Genomic DNA, 17,193 nt, shown 5'->3' on the forward strand with positions numbered 1-17,193 from the left:
GGGTGTTCGGCACCCCCGGCCAGGGCTTCAGATCATGGCTTTCTTGTGCCGCAGGGCCACCGGGCCCGAACGCTGCTCGATGGCCTGTTTCAAGTCATGGCGCAGCCCCAGCAGGAACGCCAGTTCGGCCAGCACAAACAGCGGGCCGACGATCAGCCCCGACAGGTCATCGACGAAGGCCGGCTTGCGGCCCTCGTAGTAATGGCCGATGAACTGGATCACCCAGCCGATCGCGAACAGCCCCAGGCCGCCACTCAGCCACAGCCCAGTGCTTTGCGCCGCCAGCACTTGGCCGGCCCACAGCGACAGGCCCAGCAACCCGCTCATCAGCACCCCCAGGCGCAACTCCAGGCGCAGGTAGAACACGGCCGAAGCCAGGGCCAGCAGCAGCGCCGGCGACAGCGCGATACCCGCCACCGGCCAGGCAGGGCGCGACAGCAGCACCGCCACCGCCACCACAATCATCGGAATGCCGATAAAGTGGCTGGCGATATTGCGCGGGTCGCGGTGGTAGGCGGCGTATTGACTGAGATGATCAACGAGGCTTTTCATTGTTGTTCCTCCGTTAGGGTGGCTGGATCATGCCCGGCGACCACGGGCGGCTCTGTCAGCCAAGCGACAATTGCTCCAATGCCTGGGGAAAAACCTGTTCATGGACATGCAGCAGTGGCGTGAATGCCTGATGACCGGCCAGTGGTTCAGCCACCTGCCGGATGCTTTACAGAATAGTCTGCTGAGCGCTGCTCGGCTGCGCCGGCTGGCGCCAAGGCAGTGCCTGTTCCTGCGGGGCGATCCACCGTGCGGGTTGTATGCGGTGCTGGCAGGAAGCGTGCGCGTCGGCGCGGTCAGCGAGCAGGGCAAGGAGGCGTTGCTGAGCCTGATGCAAGCGCCCCATTGGTTCGGCGAGATCTGCCTGTTCGACGGCCAGCCGCGCACCCACGATGTCTACGCCGAGGGCGCCTGCACCCTGCTGCAGGTGCCGCAGTCGAGCCTACTGCAGTTGTTGGAGCAACAGCCGCAATACTGGCGCCAGTTCGCCCTGTTGATGAGCCACAAGCTGCGCCTGGCCTTTATCAACCTGGAGCAGCTGAGCCTGATGCCGGCGCCGGCCCGTGTGGCCAGCCGCCTGCTGGCGATCGCTGCCGGCTATGGCGAAGTGACCCAGCGCCGCAACCTGCTGCAACTGCCTCAGGAACAGCTGGCGCTGATGCTTTCGCTGTCGCGCCAGACCACCAACCAGATCCTCAAGGACCTGCAGCTCCAGGGCATCCTGCGCCTGAGCTACGGCGAGATCGAAATCCTCGACGCCGAGCGCCTGCGCGCCATCGCCGGCCCCGCGTAGGGGCCCGCAAGACCGCTTTCGCCGGCAAGCCGGCTCCTACAAAATCCCGCGCGATTTCTCTGCCGACCGTAGGCGCTGGCTTGCCAGCGAAGGGGCCCGCAAGACCGCCTTCGCCGGCAAGCCGGCTCCTACAAAATCCCGCGCGATTTCGCTGCCGACCGTAGGCGCTGGCTTGCCAGCGAAGAGGCCCTCAAGACCGCCTTCGCCGGCCAGCGGGTTTTTACAAAATCCCGCGCGATTTCTCTGCCGACCATAGGCGCTGGCTTGCCAGCGAAGAGGTCCGCAAGGCCGCCATCGTCAGCAGCCGGCTCCTACGAACCGCGATAGGTCGAGAAACCGTAAGGGCTGAGCAGCAACGGGATGTGGTAGTGCTGCTCGGTCTGCTTGACCTCGAAGATCACCGGGATTTCCGGGAAGAAAGTGTCGCGCTTGGCCTGCTTGAAGTAGTCGCCGGTCTTGAACACCACACGGTATTCACCCGCTGTGAGGGCTTGGCCGGCGGGGAACAGCTCGGCGATGCGTCCTTGCTCGTTAGTCACGCCGCTGGACAAGGCGTTCCAGTCCTGGTCCACGTGCTGTTCCAGAGTCACCTTGACCCCTGGCGAGGGCAGGCCGTTTTCCAGGTTGAGCACGTGCACGCTCAACGGATTGCCCGCCGCCAGGACCAGGCTCGACAGACCGCACAGGCCGATGGCCGCCAGGCTATTACGCAAAATATTCATGTCCCACTCCTTTCTCGATTGAACAAACAACAGAATCTGTAGCGGCTGCCGAGGCGGCGAACGACCGCAACGCGGGCGCGGCTCTCAAGATCACTTAGGTTCGGCCTCGGCAGCCAATCCCACCCGCTGTGCAGCCTGTAGCGCACAGGCCTCGTCCTGCGCCGCGCCACCGGCCCCGGCAATGCCCATCGCGCCCACCAGCTGGTTGCCGGCAAACAAGGGAATGCCGCCGCCAAGCAACAGCAGCTCCGGCAAGGTGTTGAGGTTGGCTGCCTCGGGGGCGTTGCGCGCCCGCTCGGCGAGCAGCCGGCTGGGGGTCTTGGTGGACAGCGCGGTATAGGCTTTGCGCTGGCTGGCGACAGTGTTGTGCGGGCCTACGCCATCGGCGCGCAGGGTCACCAGCAGGTTGCCGCCACGGTCCAGCACCGACACCACGGCCGTGCACTGGGCCAGGCTGGCGTCTGCCAACTGACGGGCGGTGGCCAGGTCCAGCTCGGTGTGACGAGGCAGTTCCGGGGCCGCCAGGGCGCTGCCGGCAAGGCCCAGGCCAAGGCCTAGAACGAGGGGTTTGCAGATCATGGGAAGGCTCCTGAAAGACAGGTCGCCACCTTAGCCAGTGGTCCTCGTCAGAACCTCGTCAGTTGGATTACAAGTTTGTAATGGGCAAGCGCCCGTCGTGCGCCTAGCCTGTGCCGATCATTCTTGAGGTGCGCCATGCGTTTGCTGGTAGTTGAAGACGAAGCCAAGACCGCGAATTTTCTGGCCAAGGGGCTGGGAGAATCCGGCTTTGCCGTGGACGTGGCCCTCAACGGCCTGGACGGGCGCTATTTCATCGAGCAGCAGGAATACGATCTGATCATCCTCGACGTGATGCTCCCCGGCCTTAACGGTTGGCAGTTGCTGCAGTTGGTCCGCCAGCGTGGCGCCACCCCGGTGTTGTTTCTCACCGCCAAGGACGCCATCGAAGACCGGGTCCGTGGCCTGGAGCTGGGCGCCGACGATTACTTGCTCAAGCCCTTCGCCTTTGCCGAGCTGCTGGCCCGGGTGCGCACCCTGCTGCGCCGGGGACCGCTGCGCGAGGCCGAGTCTTTCAGCATCGCCGACCTGGAAATCGACGTGCTGCGCCGTCGCGTCAGCCGCGGCGGGCAACGCATCGCCCTGACCAACAAGGAATTCGCCCTGCTGCACCTGTTGGCCAGCCGTCAGGGCGAAGTGCTGTCGCGGACCTTGATCGCCTCCCAGGTGTGGAACCTGAATTTCGACAGTGACACCAACATGGTGGAAGTCGCGGTGCGGCGCCTGCGGGCCAAGGTCGACGATCCTTACATGCCGAAATTGATTCATACCGTGCGCGGCGTCGGTTACCAACTGGAAGCCCCGGATGCCGCGCTCTAACTCCATCGCCTGGCGGCTGGCCCTGGCCTTTGCCGCCGTCTGTGCCCTGGTGCTGGGTGTGGTCGGGGTGTTTCTTTACCGGTCCCTGGCCGAGGAGATCGCCTACCGCGACGACCTCAGCCTGCTGGGGCGCCTGGAGCAGGTGCGTGCCCTGCTGCAAGACAGCGACAGCCTCGACGCCCTGCAAGCCCGGCCCCGGCTGTACCAGAACATGCTGGGCAACCAGGAAAGCCTATTGCAGGTACTGCGGGCCGATGGCTCCACGGTGATCGACATCAACCCACGGCAGCTAAGCCTGCCGCGGCTGTCGCCGATGCCCCTGGGCCAGCCGCCCTCGCGCGGGGATGTTCGCCTGTGGTCGGGCGCAGCCCCTGGCGACGCGCCGATGGCGCTGGTGGCGGGGCAGGCCCGTGGGCCCAAGGGCGAAGATTTGATCGTGGTGGCCGGCAAGGTCCTGAGCGAGCGTGAGCAGATGCTCGCCCGTTATCGCCTGCGCTTGTACCTGGCGGTGGGAATGGGCGCGTTGCTGGCTTTCAGCCTGGGCCTGCTGTTGTTGCGTCGCGGCCTGCAACCGCTGCGTCAACTCAGCGAGTCGGTGCGGCAGATCGACCTGCGCAGCCTCGATCGGCGTCTGCTCAGCGGCGGCATTCCGGCGGAGTTCCACGAGCCGGTGCAAGCCTTGAATGCCATGCTGGCACGCCTGGAAGCGAGCTTTGAACGCCTGTCGCAATTTTCCGCCGACCTGGCCCATGAAATCCGCACGCCGTTGCACAACCTGTTGGGTAGCAACGGCCTGGCCCTGAGCCAGCCGCGCAGCGCAGCCGAATACCAGGAAGTACTGGCCTCGAACATGGAAGAATTCGAGCGGCTCACTCGCATGGCCCAGAACCTGTTGTTCCTGGCCCGGGCCGAGCAGGCGGATGCGGTCCTGGAGCCTCAGGTGCTGTCGCTGGCCGGCGTCGGCGCGCAACTGTGCGACTACTTCGAAGCCCTGGCCGATGATCGTGCAATCCGCCTGCAGAACGATTTTTCCGGCGAACTGCTAGCCGACCAGCAACTGCTGCAACGGGCCCTGGGCAACCTGTTGGCCAATGCCGTGCGCCACGCTGATACGCAATCGCTGATTCAACTGCGGCGCCGCGACGAATCGGGCTGGTGCTGGCTGCAAGTGCACAACCAGGGCCCGGGGATTGCGCCCGAGCATCTGCCCCGGCTGTTCGATCGCTTCTATCGGGTCGACCCGTCCCGCGCCGAACCCGGAGATTCCGGCGGCCTGGGGCTGGCCATCGTGCGCTCGATCATGCTGCTGCATGGCGGTCAGGTGCGGGTCGCGAGCGATGATCGAGGCACGGTATTCGAACTGGGCTTCCCACTCCTGTAGCCGCAGCCGAGCCTGCGACAAGGCCGCCAGGCCTTCAACGGTCTACAGCATTTGCGCCTGCGTTGCGGTCGTTCGCAGCTTCGCAGGTTCGGTAGCGGCTACAGAGGCTTGGCGTCGATGGCTCTTATTGGGTGGCTGGCTCCGGGGCCTGTCTGGGTATTGCGCAGGCTCGGCTGCGGCTACAGGGTAATCGATTCAGCAAGGCTTAACGCAGGCCGTCGCGGAACTGTCCCGGGGTCATCCCGGTCCAGCGCTTGAACGCCCGGCTGAAGCTGCTGGCGTCGGCAAAGCCCAGCAGGTAGCTGATCTCGCTCAGGGAACACTCAAGGTCCCGCAGGTGTAGCAGGGCGAGGTTCTCTCGGCATTCGTTGAGCAGGGTGTCGAAGCGCGTGCCTTCATCGGCCAGGTGCCGTTGCAGGCTGCGCAGACTCAGGTGCAGGGCCTGGGCCACCCGTTCGGCGGAGGGTTCGCCTTCCGGTAACTGGGCTTCGATCACCCCACGTACTTTGCGCTCCCAGGTCAGGGGCCGCAGCTGCAGCAGGGTGCGCTTGAGCACCGTTTCGTTGTGTTCCACCAGTTCCGGGTTGGCGTCGTCCAGGTGGCTGTCGAAATCGTGCAGGCCGAATTCCAGGCAATCGTCGACTGCGGCAAAGTGCACCGGACAACGGAACACCTTGTACCAATGACCCGGGTCCGTCGGGGCCGGGCGCCGCAAATGCACGGCCAGCGGCGCGTAGTCGCGGCCCAGGCGGTTGCGGCAGGTGCGCACGTAGATCGCGGCGAACGCATCGATGGCTTCGAAGGCCGGCTGCGGTGAGCCTTCGGGCACCTTGAGGAAGAACCGGTAGCGGTCCGTTTCCCGGGTCAGGGCCAGTTCCAGGGCATCGCTGACCACTGGGTGATAACGCACGATGCGCTCGAAGACTTCCCGCAGGCTGCCGCTGGCCACCAGGGCGTAGCCCAGGGCATGAAAGGTGGTGGGGCTGACAAAACGCGACACCCGCAGGCCAATGGCCGGGTCGCCGCTGGCCTGCACGGCGAGATGCCACAAGCGGGTGGTGGCCGACAGCGGGTAGCGGGCGTTGGGGTCGTCCATCCAGTGGGGGTCGAGCCCGGCTTCGCGGCACAGGGCGTCGCTGTCGAGGTCGAGGGCGTCCAGTTGCTTGCGCAAGGCGCGGGTCCAGCTGGCAAGGGAAGTGGCTTCGGTCATGCGATTGGCGCGTCCGGTCAACAGGTTGGCGTTTACGGCTAGCGCCCGGAGCCGGGGCTCGGGGCAGGATGCACACATCACTGACCAGAGGATGGAATCATGCAGGGTATTTCTGCAAGCCCCGAGCGGATGAACGCACAACAGCGGGCGGCGCATATCCGTCAGGTGGTTCTGGCCCGGGGCGATGAATTGCGTCGGCGCTTCCCCGTGCTGCGGTATCAGAACGCCCTGGGCGCGGGGATTTTGCTATTTGCCTTGTCCGGGATGCTGGGGGCCGCGGCGCTCTATGTCGGTGGCTACCTGGCTGGGTGGGCGTGCCTGCTGCTCAACGCGTTCTTCGCCTCGCTGACCCATGAGCTGGAGCACGACCTGATCCACAGCATGTACTTTCGCAAGCAGCGCCTGCCCCACAACCTGATGCTGGCGCTGGTCTGGCTGGCGCGGCCGAGCACCATCAACCCCTGGATACGGCGCCACCTGCACTTGAATCACCACAAGGTCTCCGGCAGCGAAACCGATATCGAGGAGCGCGCCATCACCAACGGCGAGCCCTGGGGCTTCACCCGCCTGCTGATGGTGGGGGACAACATGATGGCGGCGTTCATCCGCCTGCTGCGGGCGCCTGGGGCCAGGCGCAAACTGGGCATTCTCATCCGCACCCTGGCGGTGTACGCGCCGCTGGCCCTGCTGCACTGGGGCGCCTGGTATGTGTTCCTCGGTTTTCATGGGGCCAATGGCGTCGCCGCGTGGCTCGGCAGCCCGATCCAGTGGTCACAAGACACCTTGGCGCTGATGCACGGCATCGACATTGCGGTGGTGGTGATCATCGGCCCCAACGTGCTGCGCACCTTCTGCCTGCACTTCGTCAGCTCCAACATGCACTACTACGGCGATATCGAACCGGGCAACGTGATCCAGCAGACCCAGGTGCTCAACCCCTGGTGGATGTCGCCGCTACAGGCCTTCTGCTGCAACTTCGGCAGCACCCACGGCATCCATCATTTCGTGGTCAAGGAGCCCTTTTACATTCGCCAGATGACGGCGCCGGTGGCGCACAAAGCGATGGCCGAGATGGGCGTACGCTTCAATGATTTTGGCACCTTTGCCCGGGCCAACCGTTTTACCCGCGAGGAGCCGGCGGCTGCGCACAAGGCCCGGGCCTGAGTGGGCATACCCTCTTCCGGTTAAATATCCAGGTCTCGATAACGTTAAGCCAAGGTAACGCGGCTTCGGGAACCGCCCGGAGCCCGCTGATGGGCATCGAAAGGGATAGGGGGTGAACAGTGCGTTAAGGCGATTGGTCGCCGTTGCCTTGATGAGTGTGGGCGGCCTGTCGCTGGCCGACTCGGTGGCGGAGGGCCGCGACGAGGCGCTGGCGCTGAGTATCTTGAAGCATCTGGAAGTGAATGGTTTTCGCAATTTCTTAAGGCCGCGGCACTACCCGGCCGGCACCACGCTGGGCCAGACGCCCTATCGGATCTATGAGAAGGTCGCAGACGCCGAAGGCACCTACAGCGCGGTGGACGAAGAACGAAGCTGGATCTACAGCGTCGAGGTGATGGAGCAGGGGAACCAAGGCATCACCATCTGTTTTGTCGACCAGAACCTGCGCGGCAGCTACTTGTTCGCTTCGCCGTTGCGGGTCGAGAAAAACCGGGCGGGGCATTACGTCGTGGTCAAGGAACTGCCGAAAACCCCGGCCTGTAGCATCACCCGAGGCTGAGGCCGGCGCCTTGGCGCAGGCGTTGTTTTACTTGAACAGCCCCATGTCGATATCGCTTTGAATCAGCTTGGCCTCGGCTTTCCTGGGGGGGGCGGGTAGGCGTCGCCGAAGTTGTTCAGCTCCTGCATCAGGTCTTTCCAGTTGCCGCCGATGATTATGTCCCAGGCTTTTGGCGTCGTTGCCGCGAGGTTGTCGCTGTACTGGTACGACAGATCGATGGTCGCGGTACGGGTCTGCTAGGAAATGCCGCGGAATTTTCCGGAGCCGGCGGCATTGTTTACGCGTTGCTCCTCCGCCGCCGAGATGATGTCGAAGTCGATGGAGCTCAGCTCCTTGGCCTGGGCCTCAGAAGTAGAAGAACAGGCCGGTGTTCCGTTCCAGGGCCAGTCGATTCAGGGCGATCAGCTGGTGGATAAGTTCGTCCCCGGGCGTCGCGGCCTGCATCAGGATCGACAGGGCCGTGACCAGGGCGGCCCGGTCCTGGATCGAGGCGTCTTCGTAGTCGTCGATCAGAATGCCCAGGGCGCGATTCAAGCGCGGTAGCAGGTCACTGCGCGACAGCACTGCCCACTGCTCCGGGGACAGCGCCAGTTCCTCCAGATCGCCCGCCAGGCACTGGTCCAGATCCAGGCGTTGCTGGGCTTCTGTGCTGGTGGGCACGACTATCCATTTGCCTGGTGTGTTCATGGTTGCCACCGCTCGACAAAGGTCTTGAAGTCGGCAGCCACCGGGTAGCGGCTGGCGCGCTCGGGGTCGAAGATTTCCACCGCCACGCCCGGGCTGTTGAAGTCCAGGCAAATCAGCAGGCCACCGGCATCCCGGGCGATCGGCAGGCAACCGGCGGCGAGCCCTGGCACGCGGCCGGGGCTGGCGTACCCGAGCAGGCTCCAGGGTTCGTCGTTCAGGCCGAATTCGAAGAACTCGCTGATGCAGGTGGCGCCGCCGTCATAGGCGAAGGTAGCGATTCCCGGTGTGGCGGCGTTGGCGTATTGCACCAGATCCAGGTACAGCGCCGGGAACTCGACGCCGAGGCGTTGCTGCACCTGGGCGATCAGTTGTTCGTCCACCGCCGATCCGGGTTCTATTTCCCAGGCGTTCCAATCCATGGGCATGCTTGACCTGCGCCTTGTCGTTGAAGGGGCCGCGCCCGCCCGAGGGGGGCGGGCGGCGAGCGGCAATTGTAGGCGTGTCACCCGGTGCGCGGTAGGCGCTAGTTGCAGCTGTGGCCTTCGGGCAGGGTGACGGTGTATTTGCGTTGCACGCGGTTGCGAAAATCCAGGTTGTCCAGGCTTTCCTGCACCAGGAAGTCCTCGACCTTGGCGTCCTGGCAATCCTCGTTGTAGGACGATGCCCGCAGCAGGAACACCGTGCGCCGGCTCTGCTCGTCCTTGGCCTGGATGTTGAAGGTCGACAGGGTGGTGTAGCCAGTGCGTTCCGAGGATCCTACCGGGCCCCAGGTGGTGGTCGGAGTGCTGTTGCACACAAGGTTCTTATCCTTCTTGGTGCTCTGCTTACACACCGTCTTGGTGCTGCTGGGCACCTGGCCGTAGTCGGTGGCGGTGTAGCGGTAACTGACCTTTTCGCTGCCCACGTCGAGGGTGAAATTCATACGGAACGGCGGGTGGTTCTTGGGCAGCGATGCCTCGGTGTAGACCTGCTTGAAGCCCATGCCGTGCAGGGCCGCGACCATGTCGCGCACGTAGTAGCTGGCGTTGAGACCGTGGGCATCATTGGCGCCGTTGACGGTCACCAGCACTGGGGCCTGGAGGTCGAAGTAGTAGTCCGGGGCCGGGGTGGCGGCGATCGCCACTTCGAGTTTGTTGGCGCAGCCGGTCAAAAGACAGGCGAGCAAAAGCAGCGGGCAGAGCAGGTAGCGAGTCATGAATAAGCCAATGTGCAACGTGAGGAGTGGATATAGCTTTAACGATCCAGACGCCGCTCAAACAAACGCGATGTGTTACGCAGGCTCAGTCGCCTGGTATTCCAGCAGGTCGCCGGGTTGGCAGTCGAGTGCGGCGCAGAGTTTGTCGAGGGTCTCGATTTTCATCCCCTTGACCTTGCCATTTTTCAGCAACGACAGATTCGCCTCGGTAATGCCCAGGATGGCGGCCAGCTCTTTGGAGCGAATCTTGTTTTTAGCCATGACAACGTCAAGCCGAACGATAATGGTCATCTCATTGTTCTATATGTAGTGACTGTGTTCATCACTGAGGACTTTGGCGTCGCGCATGATAATGGAAAATGAGCAGAGCAAGATTCCTTTGACCACCTCGTAGGCCGCGTAGGACGAGAAACCTGCAGAAATCTGCAGAATGCGCTGGCCCGCTGGCAGGTCAAAGGACAGGGCCAGGCCTTGCAGGGTTTCCATCATCGGGAAGGTGGCCGGTGCGACGATCCACAGCATGCCCACGCGCCAGAGGATGCGGATATTGCGGTCGCTCCAGGTTTCGCCGCGCGACAGACGCAGGAAGAACACCCCAGTCAGGTACAGGGCGAAGCTCGACAGCAGCAGGGGCAGGAAGTCGAGAATCACCAGCAGGGTGAAGCTTGCGGACGAGAGTTTGAAATCGGCTTCCAGCAGGCGCGGCGAGTGGTCGGCGAAGACGCTGAGCAGCGCGCCCAGAACCTGGTCCTTGTTGTAGATCCACATTCCGGCGTTGCCGCCGACCTCGACCACACCCATGACCCAGGCCAGGATCGCGGCCAGAAGGCCGACCCGTCGTAAGCGGTATTGGGCCGAGCCGTTGATTTGGGAATGCATGCGTTATTCCTTGCAAAACGTTGGGGTGGCGGATTATTGATAAATAATTATCGAATTACAATAATTTATTTCTCTTTGAGTGCCTTGGGGTCATAGCCAGGAATGGGGCCTCTGATGCCTGGCGGATCGCCGCGAGCCTTCAGGAGCCACGCGGTGTGGTCGAATCAGTCGCGCTGCGGCTCCAGCAAGTCGAATGACAGGACCTTGATCTGCAGGTCGGCGTTATAGACGAAACCAACCCGCGCACTGGGATGCAGGTGCCCCGGCAGGTGGTAGCTCTCCCAGGCATTGAGCGTGTGTTGCCCGTCCGCTGACGGCCTACGTTCCCACGAGCGCAGGGGCGTACCCAACAGGTTGCGAATGTCGGTGCGGGTCATGCTGCGTGAGAACGGGTCGGGCAGTTCGCCGCTGTAGAACGAGCGCCCCGCTTCAAGGGGCATGAGCTCGATCAGCACCTTTTCCAGGGCTAGGCTGTCTTCCCAGAAGTCCAGCGTCAGGCCGGGCTCGACGATCACGGTCAGCCATTCGAATTCGTCGTAGAGCTTGTCCGTCGGGGGCTCGATGCTTTCGCCTTGGGCGACCAACTCTTCGTAGGTGAGGCCCATGCCCTGTACTAGGCGACTGATCGTTGCGACGTCCATGGGGGCTTCGTGTCCTTGATTGAGTGCGTGCTGATTGTCGCGAAAAGATCCGTTTTTGGCTGGTGCCGGCGGCGGGCTTGCTCACGTATTTTGGTCCTGGCTGGCCAATTCGGCTTCGCGTTCGGCGATGGCTGCGCAGAGCTCGGGGGACGGTTGGGCCCATTGCTGGGGAGGCAGAGGCTTTGACCATTCGATGATGGTGGGGTAAGGCAACTCGGGCGGCGGCGATAACTTCCAGGTTTGCAGCATCATTGCCAATGGAGCACCAAGCAGCACCGCCGCGATCACCAGCCAAACCGCTTGACCTATCTCCTGAGCCATGAGGTGTTGCCTTATGCCGTCAAGGTAGTCGCGACAAATTCCCCAAAACACACTTTTCCCACGTAACCGTTCTCGGCCGCCTTCAAAGTCGTTAGTAATCGGTAACGCCTCCGGCCCAATCTCCATATAACTGCGCACGCACTCCCACAAGGCCATGGCCGATGTACCACCGCCGCAGTTAAACCCCCAGTAAAAGTGCTGGTTACCTTCCTTGGCTGCGGGGTCCGGGTTTTCAAAGCCGATAAACAGCAACCCCATGGTGTTTTTACCCGCCTGACTGATCGAGGAGTGTTGCGTGGCGGCGGCCGTGACGCTTTCCCAGGGGACGATCCAATATTCGCCATCTTCGCGAGGCACGCACACCTCGCGACGCTGGCGATTGAAGCGAATGGGCAAGGGCACCTGGCGGTACAGGGCATAGATCAGGAGGAGGGTGGGGATGCCGGTGATTACCCCCCCTCCAACAAGGGCAAAAACACTCATGTCTGGAGCGATATTTCTAAGGACATAAGCCACCGATAAGAACAACATCACCAAGGGCCACAACCCCATCACCGCCGAACCGATGCTGTAGTTGCCAATATCGAGAAACACCTCGTTCTTGCGCCAGATGATATTGAGCATGTCGGACGGTTTTTGCCCGGTGGGCACGGGCAAGGGCGCCAGATAATCCTTGCGCGAAAAGATCCGTTTTTGGCTGGTGCCAGCGGCGGGCTTGTTCACGTACTTTGGTCCTGGCTGGCCAATTCGGCTTTACGTTCGGCGATGGCTGCGCAGAGCTCGGGGGAGGGTTGGGCCCACTGTTCGGGAGGCAGAGGTTTTGACCATTCGATGATGGTGGGGTAAGGCAACTCGGGCGGATCAGACAGCTTCAGATTTTGTAATTTCTCCGCGAAATAGGTTCCCAGAATCGTAATGCAAAAGATGCCCCACAGAACGCCCACCAAATTGCCCTTACGCAGATCCATGATGATCGAGCCGATTTGCGTTTCCTCATAAGGCGCAACACCTACTCGACTATCAGGCACCGACTGCGGCCCCAGTTCCATATAGCTGCGCACGCACTCCCACAAGGCCATGGCCGATGTACCCCCGCCACAGTTGAACCCCCAGTAGAAGTGCTGGTTACCTTCTTTGGCCATGGGGTCCGGGTTTTCAAAGCCGATAAACAGCAACCCCATGGTGTTTTTACCCGCCTGGCTGATCGAGGAATGTTGCGTGGCGGCGGCCGTGACGCTTTCCCAGGGGACGATCCAATATTCGCCATCTTCGCGAGGCACGCACACCTCGCGACGCTGGCGATTGAAGCGGATGGGCAAGGGCACCTGGCGGTACAGGGAATAGATCAAAAGTAGCGTTGGGATGCCGATCACCAGAGTCGTCATAACTGCAAAAATATGCATTTCGTCATGATCGTGCCTGAACAAATAGCCCATAAATGCAGACAGCATCACCAAGGGCCACAACCCCATCACCGCCGAACCGATGCTGTAGTTGCCAATATCGAGAAACACCTCGTTCTTGCGCCAGATGATATTGAGCATGTCGGACGGTTTTTGCCCGGTGGGAACGGGCAAGGGCGCCAGATAGTCCTTGCGCGAAAAGATCCGTTTTTGGCTGGTGCCGGCGGTGGGCTTGCTCACGTGTCGTCCTTGGGTTGCAGGTAAGTAACGCCGCTCTGCTGGTTGGCGAGCGGGTAGCTCGGTACGCGGTCCAGCTCGGGCGTGGGGTCGTCGTATAGGGCAATCACACCCACTCCGTCTTTCAAGGTAAAGGCCACGCCGCGTTCACCGCCAATGAAATTCCTGGCGCCCAGCAACGCCAGCAGTGGGGTGCGATAACGCAGGCGCAGGGAGACCGTGCTCGGCGGCGAACTCAGTAGGTTGGGCACGGTGTTGAACGGTCCGCTCAAGCGCAGGCCTTGCCCTTCCTTGGCCGGGATCCAACTGCAGGCGCTGCCGGGCAGCCAATGGGGCGTCAGGTCGCGCCAGGGCCGGGGCGGCTGGTAGCGGGCATGGGGCGGGCTGTTTTTGATCAGGTGGCGCGAAGCTTGGCTGTCCACCGGGTCACCGATCATGCTCAGCTCCAGGTAGACGCTTTGCGGCTCGGCGCCGGGCAGGTCGATGCTCAGGGCGTCGATGGCACTGACAAAGCTCATGCCACTGGGGCTATTGACCGCCGGCACCGTTGCCGCGTGGCTGCGCATGCTGACCCGGGGCGTGTAGAGAATGGCGTACAGCCGGTTCAGTTCCTCTTGCTGGGCCTGGGGCGGAATCGGCGCCAGGTTGCCAGCGCGGCCCTTTGACCAGCAGCAATGTTCGAGGAAGTTTTGCAGGGGCTTTTGCTCAAGCAGCCAGCTGACCAGGTACAGCATCCCCAGTGCGGCGATCAGGAAGTTCAACGGCCCCATCAGGGTCGAGTAGCGCAAGATCGCCACTTCAACTTCCAACACCCCCGCCAGTGCCCTCAAGGTATAGCTGGCCCCGAGCAAGACCTGGGCACCAAAGGCAGCGACCTGCCCGCCGACCACGGCCTGACGCATATCCAGCCACGGATCGATGTGAGTTTGTACGCGTTCGAGCTGTATTTGCAGGGATCTAAACTCCTGATAAGCAGCACCCGCCGACAGCCAGCCAATCACCCCACCAAACAGGGTGAGTGTGGAACTCGTAGAGCCAAAGAAATGGAACCTGTCTCGCTTCAGCCCCACCCGCACCACATCATCAATCACCCCGGTCAACGCCGCCGCTGCATACAAGGAAGCGGACACCGTATCGTTGATGCGCTTTTGCCCCAGCCCCTCCAAGGCCGCTGCTTCGCTCAGGTATTGCGCGGCATTGAGGACGTTGAGCAGCAAGGCTGCCACGGCTATGGTCGAGCCGCTAATCGCGGCGTGTGACCTGGTTGGTGCGGGTGCTGAAACGCTGAGAAAAACGCCTGATCACCGGGTGATCGGCGACGTTGCCACTGCCGGGTTGATAGGGCGTGACGCCGAGCTTGGGGAACCAGGTTTGATCCTCGCTGAACACCAGCAGGTGATCTTCAACCGAGTGCTGGTGATGCCAGGCGATGCCTTCCTCGGCGCACAGGCGCTGGATGAACTCAAAATCGCTTTCAGCGTATTGGGTGCAGTACTCGCGCTGCGGGGCATTGTCGACATGAAAGGTGAACACATCCGGCAAAATGCCGTGTTCCTGGAGCACTTGAGCCACGATCTGCGGCACCGTCAGGTGCTGGAAAATCCGCTGGTTGTGACGAAACTGCAGGTAATGCAGCGCTGGCACCAGGGTCAGGTGGTAATGGGTCAGGCGCTTACCGGATTCCCCCACCTTGACCTCTTCGATGCGGCCATGCAGGCCCTCGCCCTCAAGGCCGAAGCGCAGAAACGCGGGCTGACAGAGCAGGCTTTGCAAATCGAAATCGGGGTGTTCGCTGAGCAATTCGACGTGGATTGCATACAAAGCGCTGATCGCCTCGACGCCCGCAAAGGCCAGCACTTTGAAATCATTGCGGACGGAGGGAATCAACAGTTCGAACTGCGCGGAGTCGGCCGGCGCGAACATAAGCTTGTCCTTAAGCTGAGTAAAAATCGGCCGTGACACTAGCAATGTTTCAACGCCGCCAATATGAGACCCATCTTAAACACAGCACTCACTTTGGTCCTGGGCACAAGGTTTGTAAGGACGAGCCGTTGAACAGGAGAACTAATTCGCTTTGTTGTGTAGGGCACATCCGAGAGAGTCACCCAACGCCTTTGAGTGCCTCGTACCTCACCGAGGGAGGCTGCCAGCTGGACAGTCCTTTCCCGTTTGGCGCTGCCCTAGGAAAGGCTAAAGCAGCCTGATGCGCTTCACTGACAGCGCCGCTGGATCGCCGACTCGGCTTCGCATCCAGCGATTGGCCGCGTAGCCGCCGCGATCGCCTGAAACCGGCGCCGGTCGCCCAATCATTCGCCGCCTGTGGCTGCGGCAGCCGGAGATATTTAATATTCGTTTAAGGAATTAATAAATAGCCTCTTATTCCTTAACGAATATAGATCCCCTCCCTATACTCGTCCGGTAACAGACACGCAGCAGGAGAGTTCCCCATGCGCAACGCATCCATTCGCTACTTGATTGTGCCGGGCTGGCAAGGATCGCCAGAAGATCATTGGCAAACCCATTGGCAGAACAGCCTGCCCAACAGTGCGCGGGTGGAGCAGGCCGATTGGCTGACGCCACGCCGTGAAGATTGGGTGGCGGCCCTGGCCGAAGTCATCGCCATCGACGACACGCCGGTGATCCTGATTGCCCACAGCCTGGGTTGCATCACCGTGGCCCATTGGGCGGCGCGCGCGCCCGCGGCAGCGCTGCGCCAGGTGCGCGGTGCGCTGCTGGTGGCGCCGGCGGATGTCGAGCGTGCGGCCTGTGCGCCGGCCCTGCGCAATTTCGCGCCGATTCCTCGGGACCTGCTGCCGTTCCCCTGCCAGGTGGTGAGTTCGGACAACGACAGCGCCGTCAGCGCGCCGCGTGCCCTGGAACTGGCCCGTGACTGGGGCGCCGAAGCCGGGATTCTGGCGGGAGCCGGGCACATCAACGTCAAGTCCGGCCACCAGCGCTGGGAGCAGGGGTTCGCCTATCTCTATCGCCTGCAGAACCGCCTGGAACAACACGCCCTGCGTCGTGCCTGAGCGTATTTTCCCTGTTTAAACGCCCCCGTCCTCAGGCGGCCAGGGGCGGGAGTCTGCCATGACTGTTCACGCCCCTTTCGGCCAGCCGCTGCTGACCTTTCCCGATGCGGAAAAAAGCCCCCTGAGCATCCGCGCCAAGGCGCTGGTGTTTGTCGATCCACGGTCGCGACAACTGCGTGAAGAGCTGGAGCAACTGGCGCCCCGTGCGATCTCGGTGCTGATCCGTGGTGAAACCGGCACCGGCAAGGAGCTGCTGGCCCGGCACATCCACCGCGCCAGCGACCGCAGCGGGTTGTTTGTCTCGGTCAACTGCGGCGCCATCAGCCCCACCTACGCCGACGCCGAGCTGTTCGGCTATGCCGCCGGCAGTTTCAGCGGCTCGGCCAGCAGCCGGGCCGGCTGGTTCGGTTCGGCCAATGGCGGAACCCTGTACCTGGACGAGATCGGCGACCTGCCGTTGCCGATCCAGGCCAAGCTGCTGGCGGCCCTGGAGAACCACGAAGTGACTCGGGTCGGTGCCCAGCAACCGAGCCCGGTGGATGTACGCCTGGTGGCGGCCACCAGCATCGACCTGGCCCAGGCGGTGGCGGCGGGCAAGTTTCATGAGCGCCTGTACCGCTACCTCAGCGAGGGCCAGTTGGAGCTGCCGGCGCTGCGTGAGCGAGTCGGGGATATCGAGTCCTTGGCCGAATATTTCCTGGGGATCTACAGCCAGCGCCTGGGCCTGCCGGTGCCGCTGATCAGCGAAGCCGCGCAACGGGCTTTGGAGCGCCACCGTTGGCCGGGCAACACCCGCGAGCTGGAAAACGTCATTCACTTTGCCCTGTTGGTCAGCAGCGGCGAGGAGATCTTGCCGGAGCACCTCAACCTGCCGCCGACGCTTTCGCCGCTGGAGCAGATCGAGCAATTGCTGCGGCAGATCGGCGACAGCGGGTCCGCTGCCGAGCGCCAGGCGTTGCACCAGTTGTTGCAACGCACCGCCCTGACCTGAAACCCCGGCCACCGTAGGCGCTGGCTTGCCAGCGAAG

General features: G+C 62.6%; 20 protein-coding genes and 1 pseudogene. 7 read left to right on the plus strand and 14 right to left on the minus strand.

The features are described 5' to 3' along the window. Positions 1–27: 27 nt before the first annotated feature. Positions 28–552 (minus strand): DUF962 domain-containing protein, encoded by a 525-nt coding sequence (locus PLD_RS16340; protein WP_159894458.1) that lies wholly within the window; start codon positions 550–552, stop codon positions 28–30. 100 nt (positions 553–652) lie between these two features. Here PLD_RS16340 and PLD_RS16345 point away from each other — a divergent pair, with 100 nt between their 5' ends. After that, positions 653–1,342, plus strand: a complete 690-nt coding sequence (locus PLD_RS16345) for a Crp/Fnr family transcriptional regulator (protein WP_159894460.1) — start codon at positions 653–655, stop codon at positions 1,340–1,342. A gap of 311 nt (positions 1,343–1,653) precedes the next feature. Here PLD_RS16345 and uraH read toward each other — a convergent pair whose 3' ends face one another. Together uraH and PLD_RS16355 are read right to left on the minus strand one after the other, a co-directional pair. After that, a complete protein-coding gene (gene uraH, locus PLD_RS16350; protein ID WP_159894462.1) occupies positions 1,654–2,064 on the minus strand; it encodes a hydroxyisourate hydrolase in 411 nt (136 codons plus the stop codon). A 90-nt stretch (positions 2,065–2,154) separates the two neighbouring features. Next, positions 2,155–2,643, minus strand: coding sequence for a heme-binding protein (locus PLD_RS16355; RefSeq protein ID WP_159894464.1), 489 nt, complete (start codon positions 2,641–2,643; stop codon positions 2,155–2,157). A gap of 135 nt (positions 2,644–2,778) precedes the next feature. Here PLD_RS16355 and PLD_RS16360 point away from each other — a divergent pair, with 135 nt between their 5' ends. Continuing rightward, positions 2,779–3,459: a heavy metal response regulator transcription factor gene (locus PLD_RS16360; RefSeq protein ID WP_159894466.1), complete on the plus strand. Its 681-nt coding sequence runs from the start codon at positions 2,779–2,781 to the stop codon at positions 3,457–3,459. Beyond that, the gene (locus PLD_RS16365; protein ID WP_159894468.1) at positions 3,446–4,840 is read left to right on the plus strand and encodes a heavy metal sensor histidine kinase; all 1,395 of its coding nucleotides are present in this window, start codon (positions 3,446–3,448) and stop codon (positions 4,838–4,840) included. Before PLD_RS16360 ends, PLD_RS16365 begins: the two co-directional genes overlap by 14 nt. A gap of 205 nt (positions 4,841–5,045) precedes the next feature. Here the strand turns inward: PLD_RS16365 and PLD_RS16370 are convergent, their stop codons facing one another. Next, positions 5,046–6,050: an AraC family transcriptional regulator gene (locus PLD_RS16370; protein WP_159894470.1), complete on the minus strand. Its 1,005-nt coding sequence runs from the start codon at positions 6,048–6,050 to the stop codon at positions 5,046–5,048. 99 nt (positions 6,051–6,149) lie between these two features. On the opposite strand from PLD_RS16370, the gene PLD_RS16375 reads away from it, so the two are divergent. After that, entirely contained in the window at positions 6,150–7,214 is a 1,065-nt protein-coding gene (locus PLD_RS16375; protein WP_159894472.1) for a fatty acid desaturase, read from the plus strand. Positions 7,215–7,326: 112 nt separating this feature from the next. Further along, on the plus strand, positions 7,327–7,773 hold the full coding sequence (locus PLD_RS16380) for a pesticin immunity protein (protein ID WP_159894474.1): 447 nt from the start codon (positions 7,327–7,329) through the stop codon (positions 7,771–7,773). Positions 7,774–8,118: 345 nt separating this feature from the next. Here PLD_RS16380 and PLD_RS16385 read toward each other — a convergent pair whose 3' ends face one another. The 10 genes and pseudogenes from PLD_RS16385 to tssI all read right to left on the minus strand — a co-directional run. Further along, the gene (locus PLD_RS16385; protein ID WP_178116182.1) at positions 8,119–8,460 is read right to left on the minus strand and encodes a hypothetical protein; all 342 of its coding nucleotides are present in this window, start codon (positions 8,458–8,460) and stop codon (positions 8,119–8,121) included. Beyond that, positions 8,457–8,885 carry an SMI1/KNR4 family protein gene (locus tag PLD_RS16390; protein ID WP_178116183.1) on the minus strand — a complete coding sequence of 143 codons (429 nt, stop codon included), beginning with the start codon at positions 8,883–8,885 and terminating at the stop codon, positions 8,457–8,459. The genes PLD_RS16385 and PLD_RS16390 overlap by 4 nt, the downstream gene beginning before the upstream one ends. Before the next feature lie 98 nt (positions 8,886–8,983). Continuing rightward, positions 8,984–9,655 carry a hypothetical protein gene (locus PLD_RS16395; RefSeq protein WP_159894476.1) on the minus strand — a complete coding sequence of 224 codons (672 nt, stop codon included), beginning with the start codon at positions 9,653–9,655 and terminating at the stop codon, positions 8,984–8,986. Between the two features lie 75 nt (positions 9,656–9,730). Continuing rightward, the gene (locus PLD_RS16400; RefSeq protein WP_011058598.1) at positions 9,731–9,946 is read right to left on the minus strand and encodes a helix-turn-helix transcriptional regulator; all 216 of its coding nucleotides are present in this window, start codon (positions 9,944–9,946) and stop codon (positions 9,731–9,733) included. 9 nt (positions 9,947–9,955) lie between these two features. Next, positions 9,956–10,534 (minus strand): hypothetical protein, encoded by a 579-nt coding sequence (locus PLD_RS16405; protein ID WP_159894478.1) that lies wholly within the window; start codon positions 10,532–10,534, stop codon positions 9,956–9,958. Positions 10,535–10,698: 164 nt separating this feature from the next. Further along, positions 10,699–11,175: a DUF6392 family protein gene (locus tag PLD_RS16410; protein ID WP_159894480.1), complete on the minus strand. Its 477-nt coding sequence runs from the start codon at positions 11,173–11,175 to the stop codon at positions 10,699–10,701. A gap of 81 nt (positions 11,176–11,256) precedes the next feature. Then, positions 11,257–12,219 (minus strand): hypothetical protein, encoded by a 963-nt coding sequence (locus PLD_RS16415; protein ID WP_159894482.1) that lies wholly within the window; start codon positions 12,217–12,219, stop codon positions 11,257–11,259. Next, positions 12,216–13,139, minus strand: coding sequence for a hypothetical protein (locus PLD_RS16420; RefSeq protein ID WP_159894484.1), 924 nt, complete (start codon positions 13,137–13,139; stop codon positions 12,216–12,218). Before PLD_RS16420 ends, PLD_RS16415 begins: the two co-directional genes overlap by 4 nt. After that, on the minus strand, positions 13,136–14,362 hold the full coding sequence (locus PLD_RS16425; protein ID WP_159894486.1) for a hypothetical protein: 1,227 nt from the start codon (positions 14,360–14,362) through the stop codon (positions 13,136–13,138). Before PLD_RS16425 ends, PLD_RS16420 begins: the two co-directional genes overlap by 4 nt. A gap of 19 nt (positions 14,363–14,381) precedes the next feature. Further along, positions 14,382–15,059, minus strand: a pseudogene (tssI, locus tag PLD_RS16430) (type VI secretion system tip protein TssI/VgrG); the annotation flags it as partial. Between the two features lie 524 nt (positions 15,060–15,583). Between tssI and PLD_RS16435 the strand changes: the two are divergent. Further along, positions 15,584–16,165, plus strand: a complete 582-nt coding sequence (locus PLD_RS16435) for an alpha/beta hydrolase (RefSeq protein ID WP_159894490.1) — start codon at positions 15,584–15,586, stop codon at positions 16,163–16,165. 58 nt (positions 16,166–16,223) lie between these two features. Beyond that, positions 16,224–17,156, plus strand: coding sequence for a sigma 54-interacting transcriptional regulator (locus PLD_RS16440; RefSeq protein ID WP_159894492.1), 933 nt, complete (start codon positions 16,224–16,226; stop codon positions 17,154–17,156). Positions 17,157–17,193: the final 37 nt, after the last annotated feature.

The sequence above is a fragment of the Pseudomonas sp. LD120 genome (assembly GCF_009861525.1).
Classification (GTDB): domain Bacteria; phylum Pseudomonadota; class Gammaproteobacteria; order Pseudomonadales; family Pseudomonadaceae; genus Aquipseudomonas.